At 46.4% G+C, this 16,319-nt stretch carries 16 protein-coding genes, 1 tRNA gene and 1 pseudogene; 14 read left to right on the forward strand and 4 right to left on the reverse strand.

The window, feature by feature from the left end; all coding sequences use genetic code 11:
* Positions 1-41 precede the first annotated feature (41 nt).
* Complete coding sequence (locus E7027_04565; GenBank protein ID MBE6421388.1) at positions 42-278, reverse strand: hypothetical protein; 237 nt, start codon at positions 276-278, stop codon at positions 42-44.
* Positions 279-429: 151 nt separating this feature from the next.
* On the opposite strand from E7027_04565, the gene E7027_04570 reads away from it, so the two are divergent.
* From E7027_04570 to E7027_04620, 11 genes and pseudogenes are all read left to right on the forward strand, one after another.
* On the forward strand, positions 430-2,139 hold the full coding sequence (locus E7027_04570; protein MBE6421389.1) for a sensor histidine kinase: 1,710 nt from the start codon (positions 430-432) through the stop codon (positions 2,137-2,139).
* Positions 2,136-2,849 carry a hypothetical protein gene (locus tag E7027_04575; protein ID MBE6421390.1) on the forward strand — a complete coding sequence of 238 codons (714 nt, stop codon included), beginning with the start codon at positions 2,136-2,138 and terminating at the stop codon, positions 2,847-2,849. The genes E7027_04570 and E7027_04575 overlap by 4 nt, the downstream gene beginning before the upstream one ends.
* A gap of 1 nt (position 2,850) precedes the next feature.
* Positions 2,851-3,444, forward strand: a complete 594-nt coding sequence (locus tag E7027_04580; GenBank protein ID MBE6421391.1) for a 3'-5' exonuclease — start codon at positions 2,851-2,853, stop codon at positions 3,442-3,444.
* Between the two features lie 13 nt (positions 3,445-3,457).
* A complete protein-coding gene (locus E7027_04585) occupies positions 3,458-5,011 on the forward strand; it encodes a 2,3-bisphosphoglycerate-independent phosphoglycerate mutase (GenBank protein ID MBE6421392.1) in 1,554 nt (517 codons plus the stop codon).
* A gap of 117 nt (positions 5,012-5,128) precedes the next feature.
* A complete protein-coding gene (locus tag E7027_04590) occupies positions 5,129-5,356 on the forward strand; it encodes a DUF167 domain-containing protein (GenBank protein MBE6421393.1) in 228 nt (75 codons plus the stop codon).
* A gap of 49 nt (positions 5,357-5,405) precedes the next feature.
* Complete coding sequence (locus tag E7027_04595; GenBank protein ID MBE6421394.1) at positions 5,406-6,215, forward strand: hypothetical protein; 810 nt, start codon at positions 5,406-5,408, stop codon at positions 6,213-6,215.
* Positions 6,216-6,429: 214 nt separating this feature from the next.
* Positions 6,430-6,750 carry a 30S ribosomal protein S6 gene (gene rpsF / locus E7027_04600; GenBank protein ID MBE6421395.1) on the forward strand — a complete coding sequence of 107 codons (321 nt, stop codon included), beginning with the start codon at positions 6,430-6,432 and terminating at the stop codon, positions 6,748-6,750.
* 11 nt (positions 6,751-6,761) lie between these two features.
* The gene (locus E7027_04605; GenBank protein MBE6421396.1) at positions 6,762-7,205 is read left to right on the forward strand and encodes a single-stranded DNA-binding protein; all 444 of its coding nucleotides are present in this window, start codon (positions 6,762-6,764) and stop codon (positions 7,203-7,205) included.
* A gap of 23 nt (positions 7,206-7,228) precedes the next feature.
* Positions 7,229-7,540: a 30S ribosomal protein S18 gene (gene rpsR / locus E7027_04610; protein MBE6421397.1), complete on the forward strand. Its 312-nt coding sequence runs from the start codon at positions 7,229-7,231 to the stop codon at positions 7,538-7,540.
* Between the two features lie 15 nt (positions 7,541-7,555).
* Positions 7,556-8,053: a 50S ribosomal protein L9 gene (gene rplI / locus E7027_04615; GenBank protein MBE6421398.1), complete on the forward strand. Its 498-nt coding sequence runs from the start codon at positions 7,556-7,558 to the stop codon at positions 8,051-8,053.
* Positions 8,054-8,517: 464 nt separating this feature from the next.
* A pseudogene (locus E7027_04620) lies at positions 8,518-8,631 on the forward strand (pilin).
* A 500-nt stretch (positions 8,632-9,131) separates the two neighbouring features.
* Here E7027_04620 and E7027_04625 read toward each other — a convergent pair.
* On the reverse strand, positions 9,132-11,819 hold the full coding sequence (locus tag E7027_04625) for a 4-alpha-glucanotransferase (GenBank protein ID MBE6421399.1): 2,688 nt from the start codon (positions 11,817-11,819) through the stop codon (positions 9,132-9,134).
* 4 nt (positions 11,820-11,823) lie between these two features.
* Positions 11,824-13,104, reverse strand: a complete 1,281-nt coding sequence (locus E7027_04630) for an SLC45 family MFS transporter (GenBank protein MBE6421400.1) — start codon at positions 13,102-13,104, stop codon at positions 11,824-11,826.
* A 187-nt stretch (positions 13,105-13,291) separates the two neighbouring features.
* Here E7027_04630 and E7027_04635 point away from each other — a divergent pair, with 187 nt between their 5' ends.
* Positions 13,292-14,488 (forward strand): sigma-70 family RNA polymerase sigma factor, encoded by a 1,197-nt coding sequence (locus E7027_04635; protein ID MBE6421401.1) that lies wholly within the window; start codon positions 13,292-13,294, stop codon positions 14,486-14,488.
* Between the two features lie 5 nt (positions 14,489-14,493).
* Positions 14,494-14,567 (forward strand) — tRNA-Arg (locus E7027_04640).
* Positions 14,568-14,633: 66 nt separating this feature from the next.
* On the opposite strand, the gene E7027_04645 is transcribed toward E7027_04640, so the two are convergent.
* On the reverse strand, positions 14,634-15,260 hold the full coding sequence (locus E7027_04645; protein MBE6421402.1) for a PorT family protein: 627 nt from the start codon (positions 15,258-15,260) through the stop codon (positions 14,634-14,636).
* Between the two features lie 404 nt (positions 15,261-15,664).
* Between E7027_04645 and E7027_04650 the strand changes: the two genes are divergently transcribed.
* Positions 15,665-16,270 carry a nitroreductase family protein gene (locus E7027_04650; protein MBE6421403.1) on the forward strand — a complete coding sequence of 202 codons (606 nt, stop codon included), beginning with the start codon at positions 15,665-15,667 and terminating at the stop codon, positions 16,268-16,270.
* Positions 16,271-16,319 lie beyond the last annotated feature (49 nt).

Consider the following 16,319-nt stretch of genomic DNA (forward strand, 5'->3'; position numbering starts at 1 on the left):
CCCCGCTTCGTAAGAGGCGGGGTTTTTAATCGAAAATTAAATTACATATAGACGGCGTAGGAAATCCGTCCCGGTGTGGGGGGAGGGGGAATGCCCATTTTTCTTTTACGCAAGGCTTCTTCTTTTTGCCAGCGCAACAACTGATGGGTTTGTTCTTCCACATAATCGGCTTCCGGACGGGTCAACACAACCGTATGTTCCTGTACTTGCGGCCAGGCGCTTGCATTTACGAAAACCTTTTTCAACTGTTGGGTAAAAGAGTTAAAATGTTTTTTCATATTATTACTATAATGTTTTAAGAGAGGTAAAAACAGGGCCATAAGTCCCGCTTGGCGGTCCAAAAAGGGCCTAGTAAAAAGTAGGTCTTTTGACCCCGAAAAAATCGAGCGAAAGGCCCGTGAATTGATATAATCTATAATAAGGTGGGTTATGTCTATATTTTCTAAACTTTTCAAAATGTTTGTAGCCGTGGTGCTGATGCCGCTTATCCCCATGGCGCTTTTGCTTGCCTATTATCAAATTCATCTTAAAAATAACATTTTGGAAACACACGCCAATTTAGCGCAAATCGTTTCTTCTTCCATGAATCAGCACATAGAAGATTTAACCTGGCGTTTGGCGTTTAGCCGTAATATATCCGAATACCTGCTCCATAAAAAAAATCCGCAACCTATCTTGCGGGAAGCCTTAGCGGCCAATCCCGATTTTTTAATGTTGGCGGTGCTTGATAAGAACGGAAAACTCCTCTATCGTGCGGGCGATAAGCAAGTGCTGGAGCAACTTCCTTCCTTGGAATTGGAAGGAGACCCCGCCCTTAAACAACTGGCCAAAACGGCGCGTATTTCGGTCAGTAGTTTTGATGTAGTGGCCGATCGGCCTATCAGCGAATTTATTTATCCGCTTCCCAACGGAGATTTTCTATACGGTATTATGAGTTTCTTTGGTTTCATTTCCCGTATCCAGGAACAGCGCATCGGGGTAACGGGGCGCATCTATATCGTAGATCAGGAAGGTTCTGTTTATGCCAACGATTATCAATACAAGCCGGATTTTGATGCCCAAACCCTGCGCCGGGCGTTTACCTCTAAGGAACACCTGATTAAAAAGATAAAAACTTCACAGGATACCTATGTGGGGGCCTACGCTTCCACTCCTATTTTGGGCGCCTATGTGGCGGTTTTACAATTAGAAGGGGAGGCCTACCGAAGTATTTATTACACCAATATAATTATTGCTTTGTTCCTGTTATCTATTGCCACCCTGTCCTATTTCGGGGCGCTTACATTTGCCGAACGACTCGGGGAGCCGATAGCCGCCCTTTCGAACGCTGCCAAAGAAGTAAGCCGCGGAAATTTGGAAGAAAAAATTAGCGAGAAAATCGGTTGGGGAGAGTTCAAACAACTTATTTCCGCTTTTAATAAAATGACGGCAGACCTGAAAGATTATCAGGTCTTGCAACTGCAGGCCCAGGTGAGTGAAATGAAGGAACAGGTGTTCCGTGCGGTTGCGCACGATTTGCGTGCTCCGCTTTTGGGCCTTCAAGGGTATTTGTATATTTTACAAAGCGGTAAAGCCAGCGAAGAAGAACGAAAAGAGTATTTGGAACTCATGAGCCAGGCCGCCCGCAATTTGTCATCGCTTTTGGAAGATGTGCTGGAAGTTTCCCGTGCACAGGCCGGTATGATGAAACTGAAAGTGGAAGAAGTAAAAATTGATGTTTTAGCGCAGGAAGTAACCTCCACCCTGGCCCCGACGGCATTGGAAAAGGGCCTTGAGTTGGAAACGGATGTGCCGCCTCTTGTGTTTCAAGCAGACCCGAAACTTTTGCGCCGCGTCATTACCAATTTGGTTTCCAACGCCATTAAATTTACCGAAAAAGGCTATGTGCGTGTTTGTGCCGGAAACGACGGACAATTCGATTGGGTTGCCGTGGAAGACAGCGGTATTGGCATGAGCAAGCAGGAAACAAAAATGATTTTTGAGAAATATCACCAAGTCCACGCCGATAAACCGGGTTACGGTTTGGGGCTTTTTATCAGCCGCCAAATTGCCCAGGCACACGGCGGAGATTTGCAAGTAAACAGTAAACCGGGGAAAGGAAGTACTTTCAAAATTACACTTCCTAAGGAGAAGAAATGATTGTATTTTGGCGTTTATTTTTGGCGTTTTTCTTAACGGATTTTGTGGTGTTTAACCGCATGGCCGAGAAGTTGCGTGCACGCAGCCGTGCGTTGGGTATGTTGCTACACGGCGGGGTGTTTTTACTACTTTGTTTGGGGCTTTGTTATGGCTATTTAAGTATGCAGTGGCCCTTTTTGGATTTGGTACACATGCCCGGGTGGGTGTGCATTATTTTATTAACGCTTTTCCATGTTTTTTCCGATGAATTTTTCCAATTCGGCGGGAAAAGCCGCCATGGTTATTTGATGACCTTTTTTGTTAAGAACTTGGCCAATTTCCTTTTTATTTTTCTGTGCGTGCCGTTCAAAGTGCTATACGAAACAGGCAACTTCTTTGCCGAGCCGTGGGTGATTTTCTGTGTGGGGCTTGTTAGTTGTACGCGTATGTTGGGTTGGTTTAGTTTTGCTATCGAGCAAGATCGCTACGGGCGGGATTATCCTACCTTTGACGAACGCTGGTTATTATCCATGATGCGCATGATTTTCTTTCTCATTATGCTACTGCCCGGTTGGCGTTGGGTGGTGTTGTTAACCGTTTGGTTTATGGCTTGCTTGTATGCGCGCCGTATCCGTTTGATGGATATTTCCCACGCGGCCTTTTATATTGGAATTATCGGTTCTGTTGTTATAGGGTTTTTAGTCCGCCTTCGCTTTTATTTGGTAGGTTAGTATGCAACTGAGTAACTTAAAATTTGCTTGTTTAGACACCGAAACCACCGGCCTTTCCCCGGACACGGGCGGAAAAATATGTGAAATTGCCGTTTCCGTTTCGCAGGGGGGGCGCGTGGTAGAAGAATTTTCCACCCTCTTAAATCCCGGAGTTCCCATGCTGCCGGAAGTGGTTGCTATTCACGGTATTACCAACGAAATGGTAGCCGATGCCCCTACTTTTGCGGATATTTTGCCGCGGTTGCTTGGCGTGTTGGACGATTGTGTAATTGTGGCGCATAATGCCGATTTCGACCTTTCCTTTCTACGGGCCGAGTTTGCCGCGTGCGGTATGAACTTCCCTCCCTATCCTGTTATGGATACGCTTAAACTGGCGCGTAAAAGCGGAAAATTCCAGCGGAACCGCTTGGGTTGTATAGCGGAAGAACTGGGAATTTCCAATGCGGGTTGGCACCGCGCCATGGCCGATACCAAAATGACCGAGCAGATTTTCTATTATTTTCTTACAATATTAGGTAAGCAAGGTGTGAACACCTTGCAAGATTTACAAAAATTCCAGGAAAAACGCTGGAAAGATTTGATTTGTCAAAATTAAGGAGAAAGACTGTATGAAAAAAGTAGTTTTGTTAATTCGTGACGGTTGGGGCAATGCCGCCGCCGGCGCGCACAATGCCGTTTCCAATGCCAAAACCCCCAATATCGATAAGTATTTACAAGAATATCCGCATACTCAAATTGAAGCCTCCGGCGAACAAGTAGGTTTGCCTGCCGGCTATATGGGTTCCAGCGAAGTGGGCCACCTCAATATGGGTGCGGGCCGCATTGTTATCCAAGAACTCAAACGCTTAAAAGACACTATTGAAGACGGCTCCTTGTTTCAATCTGCCGCTTTTTCCGCCTGTATTGATAACTGTGTAGCCAACCAAAAACCGCTCCATGTAATGGGGCTTGTGCAGGACGAAGGTGTTCACGCCCATCACGACCATTTACACGCTATTATCAAATATGCGGCCGAAAAAGGCATCAAAGAAGTTTATGTGCACTTCTTTGCCGACGGTCGCGATACGCCGCCCCAAAGTTCTATCGGCTACATCCGCACCTTAGAAGAAAAAATGAAGGAATACGGGGTGGGCACCATTGCCACTATCCAAGGCCGCTACTATGCCATGGACCGCGGCGAAGATTGGAGCCTGACCGATAAAGCCTACAATTTGATTGTCCGCGCTGAAGGGGTCAAAGGCACCACCGCCGAAGAAGTGGTAGCCGAAGATTACAAAACCCTGCAAACGCCGGACGGCGGCCCGATGGTGGACGAATATATCCCGCCGACCGTACTGGGTGATTACAAAGGCATGGTGGAAGGTTCCAGCGTGATTTTCTTTAACTTCCGCCAAGACCGCGCTATCCAACTTACCCGCGCTTTTATTGACGATGATTACCCGGGTACTTCCCGCGGCAACCGCGTTCCGTGCGTGTATTGCGGATTGACCAAATACTACGATTCCTTCCCGTACAATGCCCTTCCGTCTATGACCGACGGCGGCGGTATGGATAACCTGTTGGGCGAAGTAATTTCCAAAGCCGGCCTTAAACAACTGCGCTTGGCGGAAACACAAAAATTCAAACACGTTACTTCCTTCTTTAACGGAAAACTCTTAAAACCCTATCCGGGCGAAGACCGCATTGAAAAGAAAGGCCGTTTTGACCCTGCCACCTTTGCCGAACACCCGGAAATGGAAGCCTATATCGTAAAAGACGAAGCCATTGAACAAATCAATTCCGGCAAGTATGACTTTATTGTTATTAACTTTGCCAACTGCGATATGGTAGGCCACACGGGCAACTTTAAGTCCGTTGTTAAAGCCGTGGAAGTGGTGGACGAATGTACCGGTGCCGTAACCGAAGCCGCCTTGGCCAAAGGTTATGCCGTTATGATTACCGCCGACCATGGTAATGCCGAAGAAATGTGGGATACCAAAATCGATATGCCCAAAACGGCGCATACCACCAACTTGGTCGACTTTATCTATCTTAACAACGACGATAAAACCGCCGCGTTGGAACCCACCGGTAACTTGGGCGATATTGCCGTAACGGTACTTGATGTGTTGGGGGTAGAAAAACCGGCCGACATGACCGCCAAAAGTTTACTCAAAAAATAAGAAATAAAATTTCTTGTTAAACGATAAAACCCACCCCTGTATTCAGTTGAAAACAACTTTTATAGGGGCGGGTTTTTATCTTTTGTATCCCTTCTTAATAAAAAGTAAAATAGAAATATGGAAACATACCTGAAAGTAAAAGTGCATGCGGACGAAAAGAAAAATAAAATCGTCCAAAAGTCCGAAGATTCGTTTGAAATCTGGGTCAAAGCCCCTGCCGAGCAAGGCCGCGCTAACGAGGCTGTCCGCACTATTTTGGCCGAACATATAGGCGTGCCCGAAAACAAACTTTCCCTCATTAAAGGCGCTACCAGCCCGGCTAAGATTTTCTTAAAAAGGCAGTAGGTTGAAATTATGAGCAAAAACCTTATACTTTCTTAATAGGAAACTACTTATGAAAAAACTACTTTCTATTTTATTGTTGCTTAACTTTTCTGTTGCGGCCTTTGCCGTCCGGGGTACGCAAGGAGATTTCCCCGGTGCGCAGAGAGATTTCCCCGGTGCGCAGGGCGATTTCCCTTTGTTTGAAACTATTGAGAAAAAGGTTTCCTCCGAGAAAAAAGTTTCTGCCAAAGCAAAAATAGAACAAATTTTGCATGCGTCCCCTAAGCCCGTTTATACCGACTACCAAGGCGATCCCAAGATTATGAATGCCATGATGCGGGAATATATTGTGGTAAAGTCGGGGGAAAATATCGGTGCCATCGGTACTTACGGCTTGGGGCCGTGCATCGGGGTAGTGTTTGTGAGCCGAAAAGACGGTCAAATTATCAAAACGGCTGTTTCCCATGTAGATGCCAAGGCCGAAATGGGAATTCGCCTTCGAAAAAAAATTGATGATCGCCCGGCCCCCATACCGGAAGAAATTTCCAATGAATTTTTTGATAAAGCCTTGCGCGGTGCGGACGATATCCAAGTGACATTGGTTGCTTCTGACGGGTATGAGGACAATGCCCGGGAAATTATCCAAAAAATTTTAGAGCGTAAACCGGCCGAAGCCAAAGTGTCTTTTGCCATAGACTTACAAGGCCCGGGTGAAATTGCCGTTAATACCGCTACGGGTGAACTGTATAGAGGGTTCGATATCTTCCAAGATATGACAGAACCCATACAAGTTCTGCGTAAAAAGAGCAAGCAAGCCGATATTAAAAACGACCGCGGCACCGGGTACACTAAATTAAGAGATGCCCGTGCAGGCGAGTAGATTTCTCTGCTTGGGGCCCTTTGCCTGTATTATTTTAACCTTACCAAGTGTATTTCCCTTCAATTTTTGCTATAATATCTATAGGAAAAAATCAGCCCGGGCCACAGGTGTAACAGTGCCCGAAAGAGATTTAGAAAAAACTTCGCGGGTTGAAAAACAACCCGTGGGGATTTTTTGACGAAACAAAACGCAAACTAAAAAGAATAATTGGTATATGAGAACTTACGAAAGTGTACTTATTGTTAAACCCCAACTCTCCGACGGAGAAGTGGGCGAATTCGTGACGAAAGCCAAAGAACTCATCACGAAAAACGGCGGAGAAGTAATCAGCGAAGAAAAATTGGGCAGAAGAAAATTCACCCACGAAGTAAATCACGTTCGCGATGGTTTCTATCTCTACTTGAAATTCAAAGCGGAACCGAAATTCGTAAAAGTATTCGAAGATGCTTTGAAACTCAATGAAAAAGTGCTTCGCTCCATGACCATGGTTGCTGTGGAAGTGAAAGTGAAGCCGGCTCCTGTCGTTGCTAAATAAAGGTTAAAATTATGCCCGCACAAATCAAATTGCCGGAACAAAACGTAGTCCTTCTAGTCGGACGGTTAACACGTGACCCGAACGTAACTTTTACGCAAAAAGGTCAGGCAGTGTGCCGTTGTGATATTGCGGTCAACCGCAGATATTTGGATGCTACCACAAACGAGTGGAAAGATGACACGGTTTTCGTTCCCGTAGTGGTTTGGGGCGCGGCGGCCGAACGGTGTAAAGACCGGGTGAAAAAGGGCACTCCCATTAGTGTGGAAGGACGCCTCACCAGCAGCGAATACACCGATAAAACAACCGGGCAAACCCGCAGATCCTTGCAGGTTACCGCCCGCCGGATCCAAATTTTGGAATCCGGTGTCGCAGGGTCCTCGTTTGACGACACCCATGCGGCCGCAAAGGACGACATCCCCACTTCCGAAGTAATGGAAGACGATGTGCCCTTTTAACATTTAGACAAGAGGAAACTTAAATGTCCGAAGAAATTAAAACGCAAGCCCCGGCTACTGCCGCTCCGGCCGTCCGCTCCGAAAGACCGGCTCGTCCGTTTATGGGCAAAAAGCGCTTTGAAAGCAGAAGAAAAGTCTGCAAAGTATGCGCTGAAAAAATCGACAATGTCGATTACAAAAACTTCCAATTCGTGAAATCCTTCACCATGGAAAGCGGTAAAATCCTTTCCAGAAGAATTACCGGCACCTGCGCGAAACACCAACGCCAGATCACCAAAGCCATTAAGCGCGACCGCAACTTGGCTATCTTGCCGTATTCTTTGCCCAAAAAATAAGTTGGAGGACGAACGATGAAAGTTATTTTGAAACAAAACGTCAAAAATTTGGGTATGGTGGGCACCGTAGTAGATGTAAAACCCGGTTATGCCCGCAACTTCTTAGTACCGCACCGCTTGGCTGAAATCGCCACCGAAGGTGCTATTAAAAATTGGCAGTTGGGTGCGGAACGCCGCGCCAAACGCATCGAAGCCGAACTTGCCGAAGCCCGCGCCATCGCCGAAAAATTGGCCGGTGTTGTGCTTCCGTTCACCAAAACCGTCAATAGCGACGGCGTAGTGTTCGGTTCCGTAAACAAAGCCGATATCTACAAGGCTTTGAACGCTTTGGGCCACAACATTGCCAAAGATTCTATCGAACTCAATATGCCGATTAAAGCTTTGGGTGAAACCGAAGTAGGCATTTATTTGAAGCCGACCGTCACCGCTACGATCAAAGTGCAAATCAACCCCTTGACCGAAGTGGAAGAAAAAATCGCCGACGCGAAAACCGAAACGGCCGAAACCAAATAAATCGTCAGTTGCGTTTTGTATAAAACCCCGCCATGTGCGGGGTTTTGTTTTTTGTACCGTTACCCCAAATGTCATGCCCGATATTTTTTGTCGGGCTCTTAAACCCGCCTTTACCCGGTTTATAAAACGCGCCTTGGGGCGGGGAAAGAATTTTATTGTTTGAGCGTGAGCGAGTTATAAAATTCTCCGCCCCGAGGCTGCGTTTTATGGGTATTGGACGGGCAGTCTTTTTGTTTCTTTTTCTGGTGGCAGAAAAAGAAAAAGGCGTTTTTTAATTGAAGAAAAAAAGAGCAACATTTCTAAAACAGTGTGGCTCCCTCCGTCGAAAGAACGCGGAAAAAAAGGGGAGCCCAGGCGCTGGGACTTGACCCGTTTTTTTTTTTTCTTACAATGTACCTAATCGGCAGGCAGGAAAAACTGTGTAGTTGTTTGTTCGCCGAAAACCAGTTTATAAGAGGTTTTGTATGAAAAAGGGTTTTACTTTGATAGAACTTTTGGTCGTAGTGTTAATCATTGGTATCTTGTCAGCGGTAGCACTACCTCAATACGAAAAAGCAGTTGCGAAGGCTCAAGTGGCAAAGGTTCTTCCTTGGTTTAAGAAAATAAAAGAAGGCCGCCAAATGTATGTGATGACTTCCGGTAATACTAAATGCATGGATTTGGGGCGCTATATGGACGCGATGGGGGTAGAGGCTTATCGGTTTGTTTGTTCAGGTACAAACGAAGTAGGTATGTGTTCAAATGAAGACTCTTGGTGTGATGGCACCCTGCATTTAGATAATAAAACCACTATTTCGAACGTCACGGGGCATGCACGCTATTATTATAAGAAAAGCAAAGGGCAGGCAACCAGTGATTTTGACATCTTATTGCTTACATACCACAGCGGATATACGGCAGATGAGAAAACAGGTGATTTGTTTTGTAAGCCAAACAGTGAGTGGGGAAAAAGTATGTGTAAAAGTTTTGCTTCGTTAGCAACCCCTGTAAAATGTGACTATAGTTCTTCGGAGTGTTACCGTATGGCTATGTGATAATAAAAACCCCCGCGATTAGCGGGGGTTTTGTTTTCCTTATTTTATCGTTTGGAATCTGCTAACATTTGCCGAATTTTACCGTTAAATGATTTTTTCTCCAGCAAATCTTCCAATGTCAGGTGCATGCGGTAGCGCCAATAATGCCGCGGGTTGGCGGGGATATTGATGCGTTCGGCTTCCGGGTCAGGCGCGCGTAAAGTTTCGTCCATACCCGTCCAATCTTGGAAGGATAACAGCGCCAACATGGAAGGGCTTTCCAAATGCATACGCACAATTTGTTCGCAGGTTTTTCCGTCTGCTTCCGTTTGGGCTTGGCCCGAACGGCCCAATACATTTTGCCAGAATTGTTGGGTAAGCGTTGGCGTTTCCTTCCACCAACCGCGCACAACGGACATATCGTGCGTGGAAGGGGTGGAAACTGACAAATAGGGATAGTTTTTTGTATCCGCAAAAGTTTCTCCCAACCGTTTGGGCATGCGTTGAATTTCCAAACTCAGCATTTGCAACTCGCCCATTACATCGGGCACGCAGGCGGGAATCATACCCAAATCTTCCGCACAGCAAAGTAGGCGGGTGCTTTGGGTAAGGGCGGGGAGTTTTTTAAGTGCCTCCGTTTTCCAAAACTCGTTATGACGGCGGAAAAAATAGTCGTTATACAGGCGGGTAAAGGCCTCTTTATCTTGCGGGTTAAGTGCACGGAAGGCCCCGTCCTGCAAGGCGGAAATCCGCGGGTGATATTTGTAGGGGTCTTTGGTATCTTTTACAAATAATACATTAGACACCAAGGCATATAATCCCTCCCGCACACGGTTGGTTTTTTCGTCCGTTTTGCCCAATAATTCGGCCTCTATTTTGCGTTGGGTGTCGAACTCCGGCTTAAGGGCAAATAAACCGTTTGCTGCAGGTACAAGGAAATTCTTTTTTACTTCCGCGGCCAAATCGGCAAATTTCTCCAGCAAATACTGTTCGGAAATATACGGTTTCAAAAAGTTTTCCTGGAAAACAAGCCCGTAGGAGCGAATCTCCTGAGCGTCCATCGGCAGGGCGGGCGTAAACTGCCCCAAAAGCCCTTGTACGCTGTGAGAAGGTATCTCCCAGATGCGGAAGAACCCTAACACATGGTCGATGCGGTACGCGTCAAAATAGCGCGCCATATGGCCAAAGCGTTGTTTCCACCAACGGTAGCCGTCTTGGGCCATAATATCCCAGTTATAGGTGGGGAAACCCCAATTTTGCCCGGTGGCGGAAAAATCGTCCGGCGGAGCCCCTGCCTGTGCGTTTACATTGAACAGGTTTTGTTCCGTCCACGCTTCCACGCTATAGGGGGAAATGCCTATTGGGATATCTCCTTTTAAGATGACGCCTTTTTCGCGCGCGCGGCGTATGGCTTTGGTCAGGTGGGTGTGCAAGATAAATTGTACATAATACCAAAAACTGACCTCGGCATAATCGGGCGACGAGGGCGCGCAGAAATGTTGCAAATCCATACGGGTAAAAATCGTATATTGCGGCCAGGTGGAAAAATCGGCTGTTTGGTACCTTTCCCGTAATACGCTAAACATAGCATACGCCGTCAACCAATGTTCGTTCTGTTGGAAGAATTGCTTAAATTCCGCACCGGCCAGCACGCGGGAGCCATCTTGTTCAAAAGCCAACTCCAAGCGTTTGCGTTTTAATTTCAAAACGGCTTCGTAATCTACCTGCTGTAAATCGTTTAGTTTTTTGCGTTCTTCCTCAAAAAGTCCGTTTGTTTTTGCGTCTAACGGCGGGAGTTGGCGCATATCGGCATACATGGGGTGAAACGCATAGACGGAAACCGCATTGTAAGGGTAAGAATCTTGCCAAGTCCCCGTGAGGGAAGTGTCGTTAATCGGCAAAATTTGAATTACGCGCTGGCCCGTTTCCACGGCCCAATCGGTTAATTTTTCCAAATCGCCGAAGTCGCCCACGCCCCAACCGCTTTCGGAACGGAGCGAAAAAACGGGCAACACAACTCCCGCGGTGCGGAAGAGTTTTTTCCAAGTAAATACGGGGCGGTGGTCGTCTTGTATCCACACTTCTTTTTCCTTCAGTTCGGGCAAGGAAAAAGTACGGTTCGGGCCGTCTTCCCAAACGGTGTCTGCGACATCTGCGTTTTGTTTTTTGACAATCAACTTATATTCAAATTGTTTGGGGAGTTGTTCCGCATCTAAAGTGCAAGTCCACTCGTTATGTTCGCCTTCCACCAAAGGTATGGCTTTGGCACTGTCCCAGGCACCTAAACTGTCGGCACTGCCGCAGAGCCATAGAGATTGCCCGGGCTCGGGACGGGCAGATTGTGCCCTCAATACAAGGGTGCGCTTAAATAGCCGTAGGGCATGTTTGGCCCGGGCTCTTCGGCGGAACACATCTGTTAAAGCGGAGGTATATAAAAAAGATTCTTGCGGCAGTTCGCGCCAAGAGTCGTTTACATAATAGGCTTCCACTTGCGGGTGGATTTCCAAACGGCGCGGAACGGCTTGCCACTCCCTGCGTAGGATACGCGCACCGCAACGCACCTCATAATGATAATGGAGGGAAAGCGGCTGTTTTAAGAGAAGTTGCATTTCTCCTTGCCAGATTTTACCGTCTTGAGTGGAAAGAGGAATATTGATTTTCCGCTCGTTGGCACCGGCCCCGGCACGATATAAGACGGCATGGAGCGTTTGGCCCCATGCCGTTTGATACGGAATTTGAAAGGATAGTTTCATACATTTACCCTCGCACAGTTTTCTTGTCCTGTACTAAAAAAGTAAATGCGGCGGCCAATAACAGGCTGATTCCGCCCACGCCTACTGCCGCGATGGCACTTCCGTTTAAGGCATATTTCATAAACGGGCCGAAGAACAGGTTTACACAAATTTGCGGGATAACGATAAAGAAGTTAAATACCCCCATGTAAAACCCCATTTTTTCGGCGGGTAACGCATTGGAAAGGAGGGCATAGGGCATCGATAAAATACTGCTCCACGCAATACCGATGCACACCATAGGCACGATTAAGCCCATTTTGGTAAATTCAAAACCGAATAAGGTTAAGCCCAAGGAGCCCAACCCCAATCCGCCGATCGTCAAGCAGACAATATGAATATATTTGGCGGAAAATTTAGTGGTGAGCCACAACAAGGCAAACGCGAATACAAAAGATACCCCATTGTAAATACCAAAGCAGGAACTACCCCAGTTAGCGGCTACCTCGTATTCGGGCGTACCCGGCGTGGCATGGAAAATGCCAGAGGCAATACCAGGGGTAAAATAGACCCACATTACCATAAACGCTGCCCAAGTGAAAAACTGTACCACCGCCAAACGGCGCATGGTGGAAGGCATGGTGCAAATGGCTTGGAAGATTTCCTTTACCGTTTTGCTAATACCGCTTGTTTGTTGTTTGGCAGCTTTGAATTCTTCCATATCGGCCGGGGGGTATTCCGGGGTGGTTTCTACGGTAGCCAAAATAGCAATGAACAACACAACGGCCCCGATGTAGAAGGAGTATTTAACCGTGTTGGGAATAGACCCCAACGGGGCAACCGTGCTGACACCGGCGTAGGCTAAAAGTTGAGGCAAAAAGGAAGCGATAACGGCCCCGGCCCCAATCATAACGCTTTGCATGGCATAGCCGGTTTTGCGTTGATTCTCCGGCAGAATATCGCCGACAAAAGCGCGGAAAGGCTCCATGCTTACGTTGACGGAAGTATCCAATACCCACAAGGCGATTACGGCCATCCAAATAGCCGAGGCCTGCGGCATAAGGAAAAGCGCAATAACAGAGAAAATAGCCCCACCCAAAAAGTACGGGCGGCGGCGGCCCAACACACACCAGGTGCGGTCGCTAAAATATCCCACAAGAGGTTGAACCAACAACCCGGTAACGGGTGCGGCCAACCACAACAAAGGCAGTTGCGATTCGCTGGCTCCCAAACGCGAATAAATAGCACTCATATTGTTCATTTGCAGCGCCCAACCGAATTGGATGCCGAAAAAGCCCAAACACATAAACATAATTTGCAGGAAAGTCTTAGGTGGTCTTTCTGTTTGCATAGTTCCTCCGAGAAGTGATACTACTTTCCATTATAACACTATTTAGAGAGATTGGTAACAATAAAATTATTCCGCATTGCGGCGTGGAAAACTAATATAAAACAAGCGGGCGCAAATGACAAAAGTTTGATATGATATATGCATGGAAAACGAAGCCTTTGACACTGTAAACGAGTATTTTAGACACTTGGGAAAAATCTCGCAGGAATTAGACCGCGAGGAGATTTCCCGCCTGTGGAAACTGGCCAAAAAGGGCGATACGGACGCAAAAAACAAAATCATGGAAATGAATTTGCGCCTCGTCGTACCGACGGCCAAGCGTTTTCAGCGCCCGGGCATGGAACTGATGGACCTTATTGAAGAAGGCAACTTGGGCCTTCTGCAAGCCATTGATAAATTTGAACCCGAGAAAGGATACCGTTTTTCCACTTATGCCGTGTATTGGATTGAGCAATATATCCGCAAATATATTGAAGAACAATCCGGTTCTATCAAAATTCCGTCGCATGCGTGGGGAAATTTGAAAAAATGGTTCCGCGCGTGGAACGAACTGAAAGAAGCCAACGGGCGCGACCCGTCCTTAAACGAAATGGCCAAGGAACTGAATTTAACGGCGCGGCAAGTAAAGTCCATTATGGACACTTTAAGCGCGGCCAAAGGGGTGGATTCTCTTACCTCTTTGGTACACGAAGAAGAAGAAATGACCTTGGAAGACTTAATTAGCGACGACGGCAAAGGAAACCCGCATGATGTTTTCTTAAAAAGCGAAAACCAACGCACCATTAAAAAAAGCATGGAAGATTTGAACGACCGCGACCGCCAAGTGGTCATCATGCGCTATGGACTTGCCGACAACGAACCCAAAACTTTAGGCGAAGTGGCGGAAATTTTAGGCCTGTCGCGCGAGCGGGTACGCCAAATTGAGGAGCGTGCCGTCAGCACTTTGCGTAAAGAGGCGCAAAAAGCCGGTATTTTGGAAATTTCGGCAATAGATTACCGCACCCGCAAACTGCATAGTGCTATGCAACCGCGTGTGAAAACCAATATTTTAGGGGAAACCGAAGGCAGCACTTTTTTGGCAAAACTAATCAAAAGCCAAAAAGCCGCCGTGCGTGCTGCCAGACGGGCCGAGGCTAAAAAGAAAGCCGCCAAGGCTGCTAAATTAGCGGCTAAACAAGAAGGGAAACCCTTAAATAAAGCGGCTAAAAAGGCGGGCACCAAAAAAGCCGCCCCTAAAAAAACCGTTTCTAAAAAAGCGGCTCCCAAAAAGGCGGTTAAAAAAACCGTTACCAAAAAGAAAGTTTCCAAAGCCGTCGGCAAAAAATCTGCAAAGAAATAATTTACGCCCCCGTAGCTCAAATGGATAGAGCGATTCCGTCCTAAGGAAGAGGTTGCGAGTTCGACTCCCGCCGGGGGTAAAATTTGAGATTTCATAATAAAAAAGCACCCTTTGTAAGGGTGCTTTTTTGATGAAGAGAAAGTTATTAAAACTTAAAACCTAAACGGGCCATTACCGTAATATATAAGGGATAGTATGTTTTTTCCAACATGTCAATTCTAGCAGAAGTTCCGTTTATTCTGCCTTCAATACCTAGAACAATATGATTGGATATTTCACCTTCAAAACCTAATCCCGCATACCAAGCAAGTCCCGTAGTCGTTTCTTTTTCTTTTCCTAAGATACTTCCATTTTTTCTGGCTGATATTTCAAATCTACTAATACCTACACCGGTTCCAAAAGGGACATAGACTCTTGCCGCATGTCTGTTTAGATACAAGCGTCCAGCTAACATAAAGTTAAAGATAGAAGTTTCTACTTCTTCCGTGAAAAAATTATAATACGAATCCCATGCTAAATTTTCAGTTTTCGAAAACAAATTCCCATTTGCTTCCACACCAAAGGCTAAAACTGGGGCGATAGTTCTAAGGTACTGTACTCCAAAAGAAACGCCTTCTTTATTTCCCCATTGAGAGTTTTCTATTTCATTTTTCGCGTCGGGTTCTCCAATGCTGATGGATAAAAAAGAATCTCCCACATTTAACCCCGTTTGCGCAAAAGCCAAGGCGGGGGCAAACATCAATACGGCCATTATTGCAATTATTTTCTTCATTTTGTTCTCCTTTATCTGTTTTGGGCGGTGGAAAAGTAACAGGTGGTTAGCAAAATAGGGAAATAAAAACGGCTGTTACATTTGAGCCAATCGAGGTAACCCAAATGATAACAGCCGTGGTTCCCCGCCATATAAAATACAGCGGGAAACACTCAGCACAGTACCCTTCGGGGATCAGCCAAAGCGCACTGTGCTTAAAACGACTGTTCTTGGACCTCGATTGTGCTGTTAGTATTCCAACAGCGCACCGCATTCTGCAATACGGTTCCAAAAACAGATATAAATTTGATACTCGCAAAACTGCTACGAATATACTTTATTGTACTATATTTCTTCTTTCTAATCTAAAAGACGGGGTTGGCGGGAGGGGGAGTTTCGCTATCCTAAAGAAAAGGGGGAAAGTTATGGAAAAAGAGAATTGTTTTTTAAGGGCCGTTAAACAGCGGCGTACCCGCTATGCATTAACGGATAAAAGCCCAATCGGTGACGATAAAATAAAAGAAATTATCCGTGTGGCGCTGGCCCATGCACCCAGTGCGTTCAATTCGCAGAGTGCCAGGCTGGCGGTATTGTTCGGGAAGTATCATAAAAAATTTTGGCAGATAACCAAAGATGCCCTGCGCAAAATTGTTTCGGCGGAAAATTTTGCTGAGACGGAAAAGAAAATAGATTCTTTTTCCGCCGCCCGCGGAACAATTCTGTTTTTTGAAGATTGGGGAACGGTGGAAGGATTGCAGGGAAAATTCCCGACCTATAAAGATAATTTCCCGCTATGGGCATATCAGTCCAACGGTATGTTGGAATTTATTATTTGGACGGCCTTTGCCGAGGTGGGCCTTGGGGCCAGTTTGCAACATTATAACCCGCTTGTGGACGAGCAAGTCCGCCGCGAGTATGGCCTTCCAAGCAGTTGGAAGTTAATTGCGCAAATGCCGTTTGGCGAGCCCTTTGCTCCGCCGGAAAATAAAGATTTTTTGCCTATTGATGAACGGGTAAAAGTGTGGGAATAAAACAGCCCCAATAAAAAACCCCTGCTTTCAAAAAGCAGGGGTTTTTGTC

This window comes from Elusimicrobium sp., assembly GCA_015062115.1.
In the GTDB taxonomy this organism is placed as follows: domain Bacteria; phylum Elusimicrobiota; class Elusimicrobia; order Elusimicrobiales; family Elusimicrobiaceae; genus Avelusimicrobium.

Excerpts from the sequence above, each read along its gene's own strand:
- rplI (MBE6421398.1), top strand. The coding sequence starts at position 7,556 with ATGAAAGTTATTTTGAAACAAAACGTCAAAAATTTGGGTATGGTGGGC.
- E7027_04625 (MBE6421399.1), bottom strand. The coding sequence starts at position 11,819 with ATGAAACTATCCTTTCAAATTCCGTATCAAACGGCATGGGGCCAAACG.
- E7027_04630 (MBE6421400.1), bottom strand. The coding sequence starts at position 13,104 with ATGTGTTTGGGCTTTTTCGGCATCCAATTCGGTTGGGCGCTGCAAATG.
- E7027_04585 (MBE6421392.1), top strand. The coding sequence starts at position 3,458 with ATGAAAAAAGTAGTTTTGTTAATTCGTGACGGTTGGGGCAATGCCGCC.
- E7027_04595 (MBE6421394.1), top strand. The coding sequence starts at position 5,406 with ATGAAAAAACTACTTTCTATTTTATTGTTGCTTAACTTTTCTGTTGCG.
- E7027_04575 (MBE6421390.1), top strand. The coding sequence starts at position 2,136 with ATGATTGTATTTTGGCGTTTATTTTTGGCGTTTTTCTTAACGGATTTT.
- E7027_04580 (MBE6421391.1), top strand. The coding sequence starts at position 2,851 with ATGCAACTGAGTAACTTAAAATTTGCTTGTTTAGACACCGAAACCACC.
- E7027_04565 (MBE6421388.1), bottom strand. The coding sequence starts at position 278 with ATGAAAAAACATTTTAACTCTTTTACCCAACAGTTGAAAAAGGTTTTC.
- rpsR (MBE6421397.1), top strand. The coding sequence starts at position 7,229 with ATGTCCGAAGAAATTAAAACGCAAGCCCCGGCTACTGCCGCTCCGGCC.
- E7027_04605 (MBE6421396.1), top strand. The coding sequence starts at position 6,762 with ATGCCCGCACAAATCAAATTGCCGGAACAAAACGTAGTCCTTCTAGTC.
- E7027_04650 (MBE6421403.1), top strand. The coding sequence starts at position 15,665 with ATGGAAAAAGAGAATTGTTTTTTAAGGGCCGTTAAACAGCGGCGTACC.
- E7027_04590 (MBE6421393.1), top strand. The coding sequence starts at position 5,129 with ATGGAAACATACCTGAAAGTAAAAGTGCATGCGGACGAAAAGAAAAAT.
- rpsF (MBE6421395.1), top strand. The coding sequence starts at position 6,430 with ATGAGAACTTACGAAAGTGTACTTATTGTTAAACCCCAACTCTCCGAC.
- E7027_04645 (MBE6421402.1), bottom strand. The coding sequence starts at position 15,260 with ATGAAGAAAATAATTGCAATAATGGCCGTATTGATGTTTGCCCCCGCC.
- E7027_04635 (MBE6421401.1), top strand. The coding sequence starts at position 13,292 with ATGGAAAACGAAGCCTTTGACACTGTAAACGAGTATTTTAGACACTTG.
- E7027_04570 (MBE6421389.1), top strand. The coding sequence starts at position 430 with ATGTCTATATTTTCTAAACTTTTCAAAATGTTTGTAGCCGTGGTGCTG.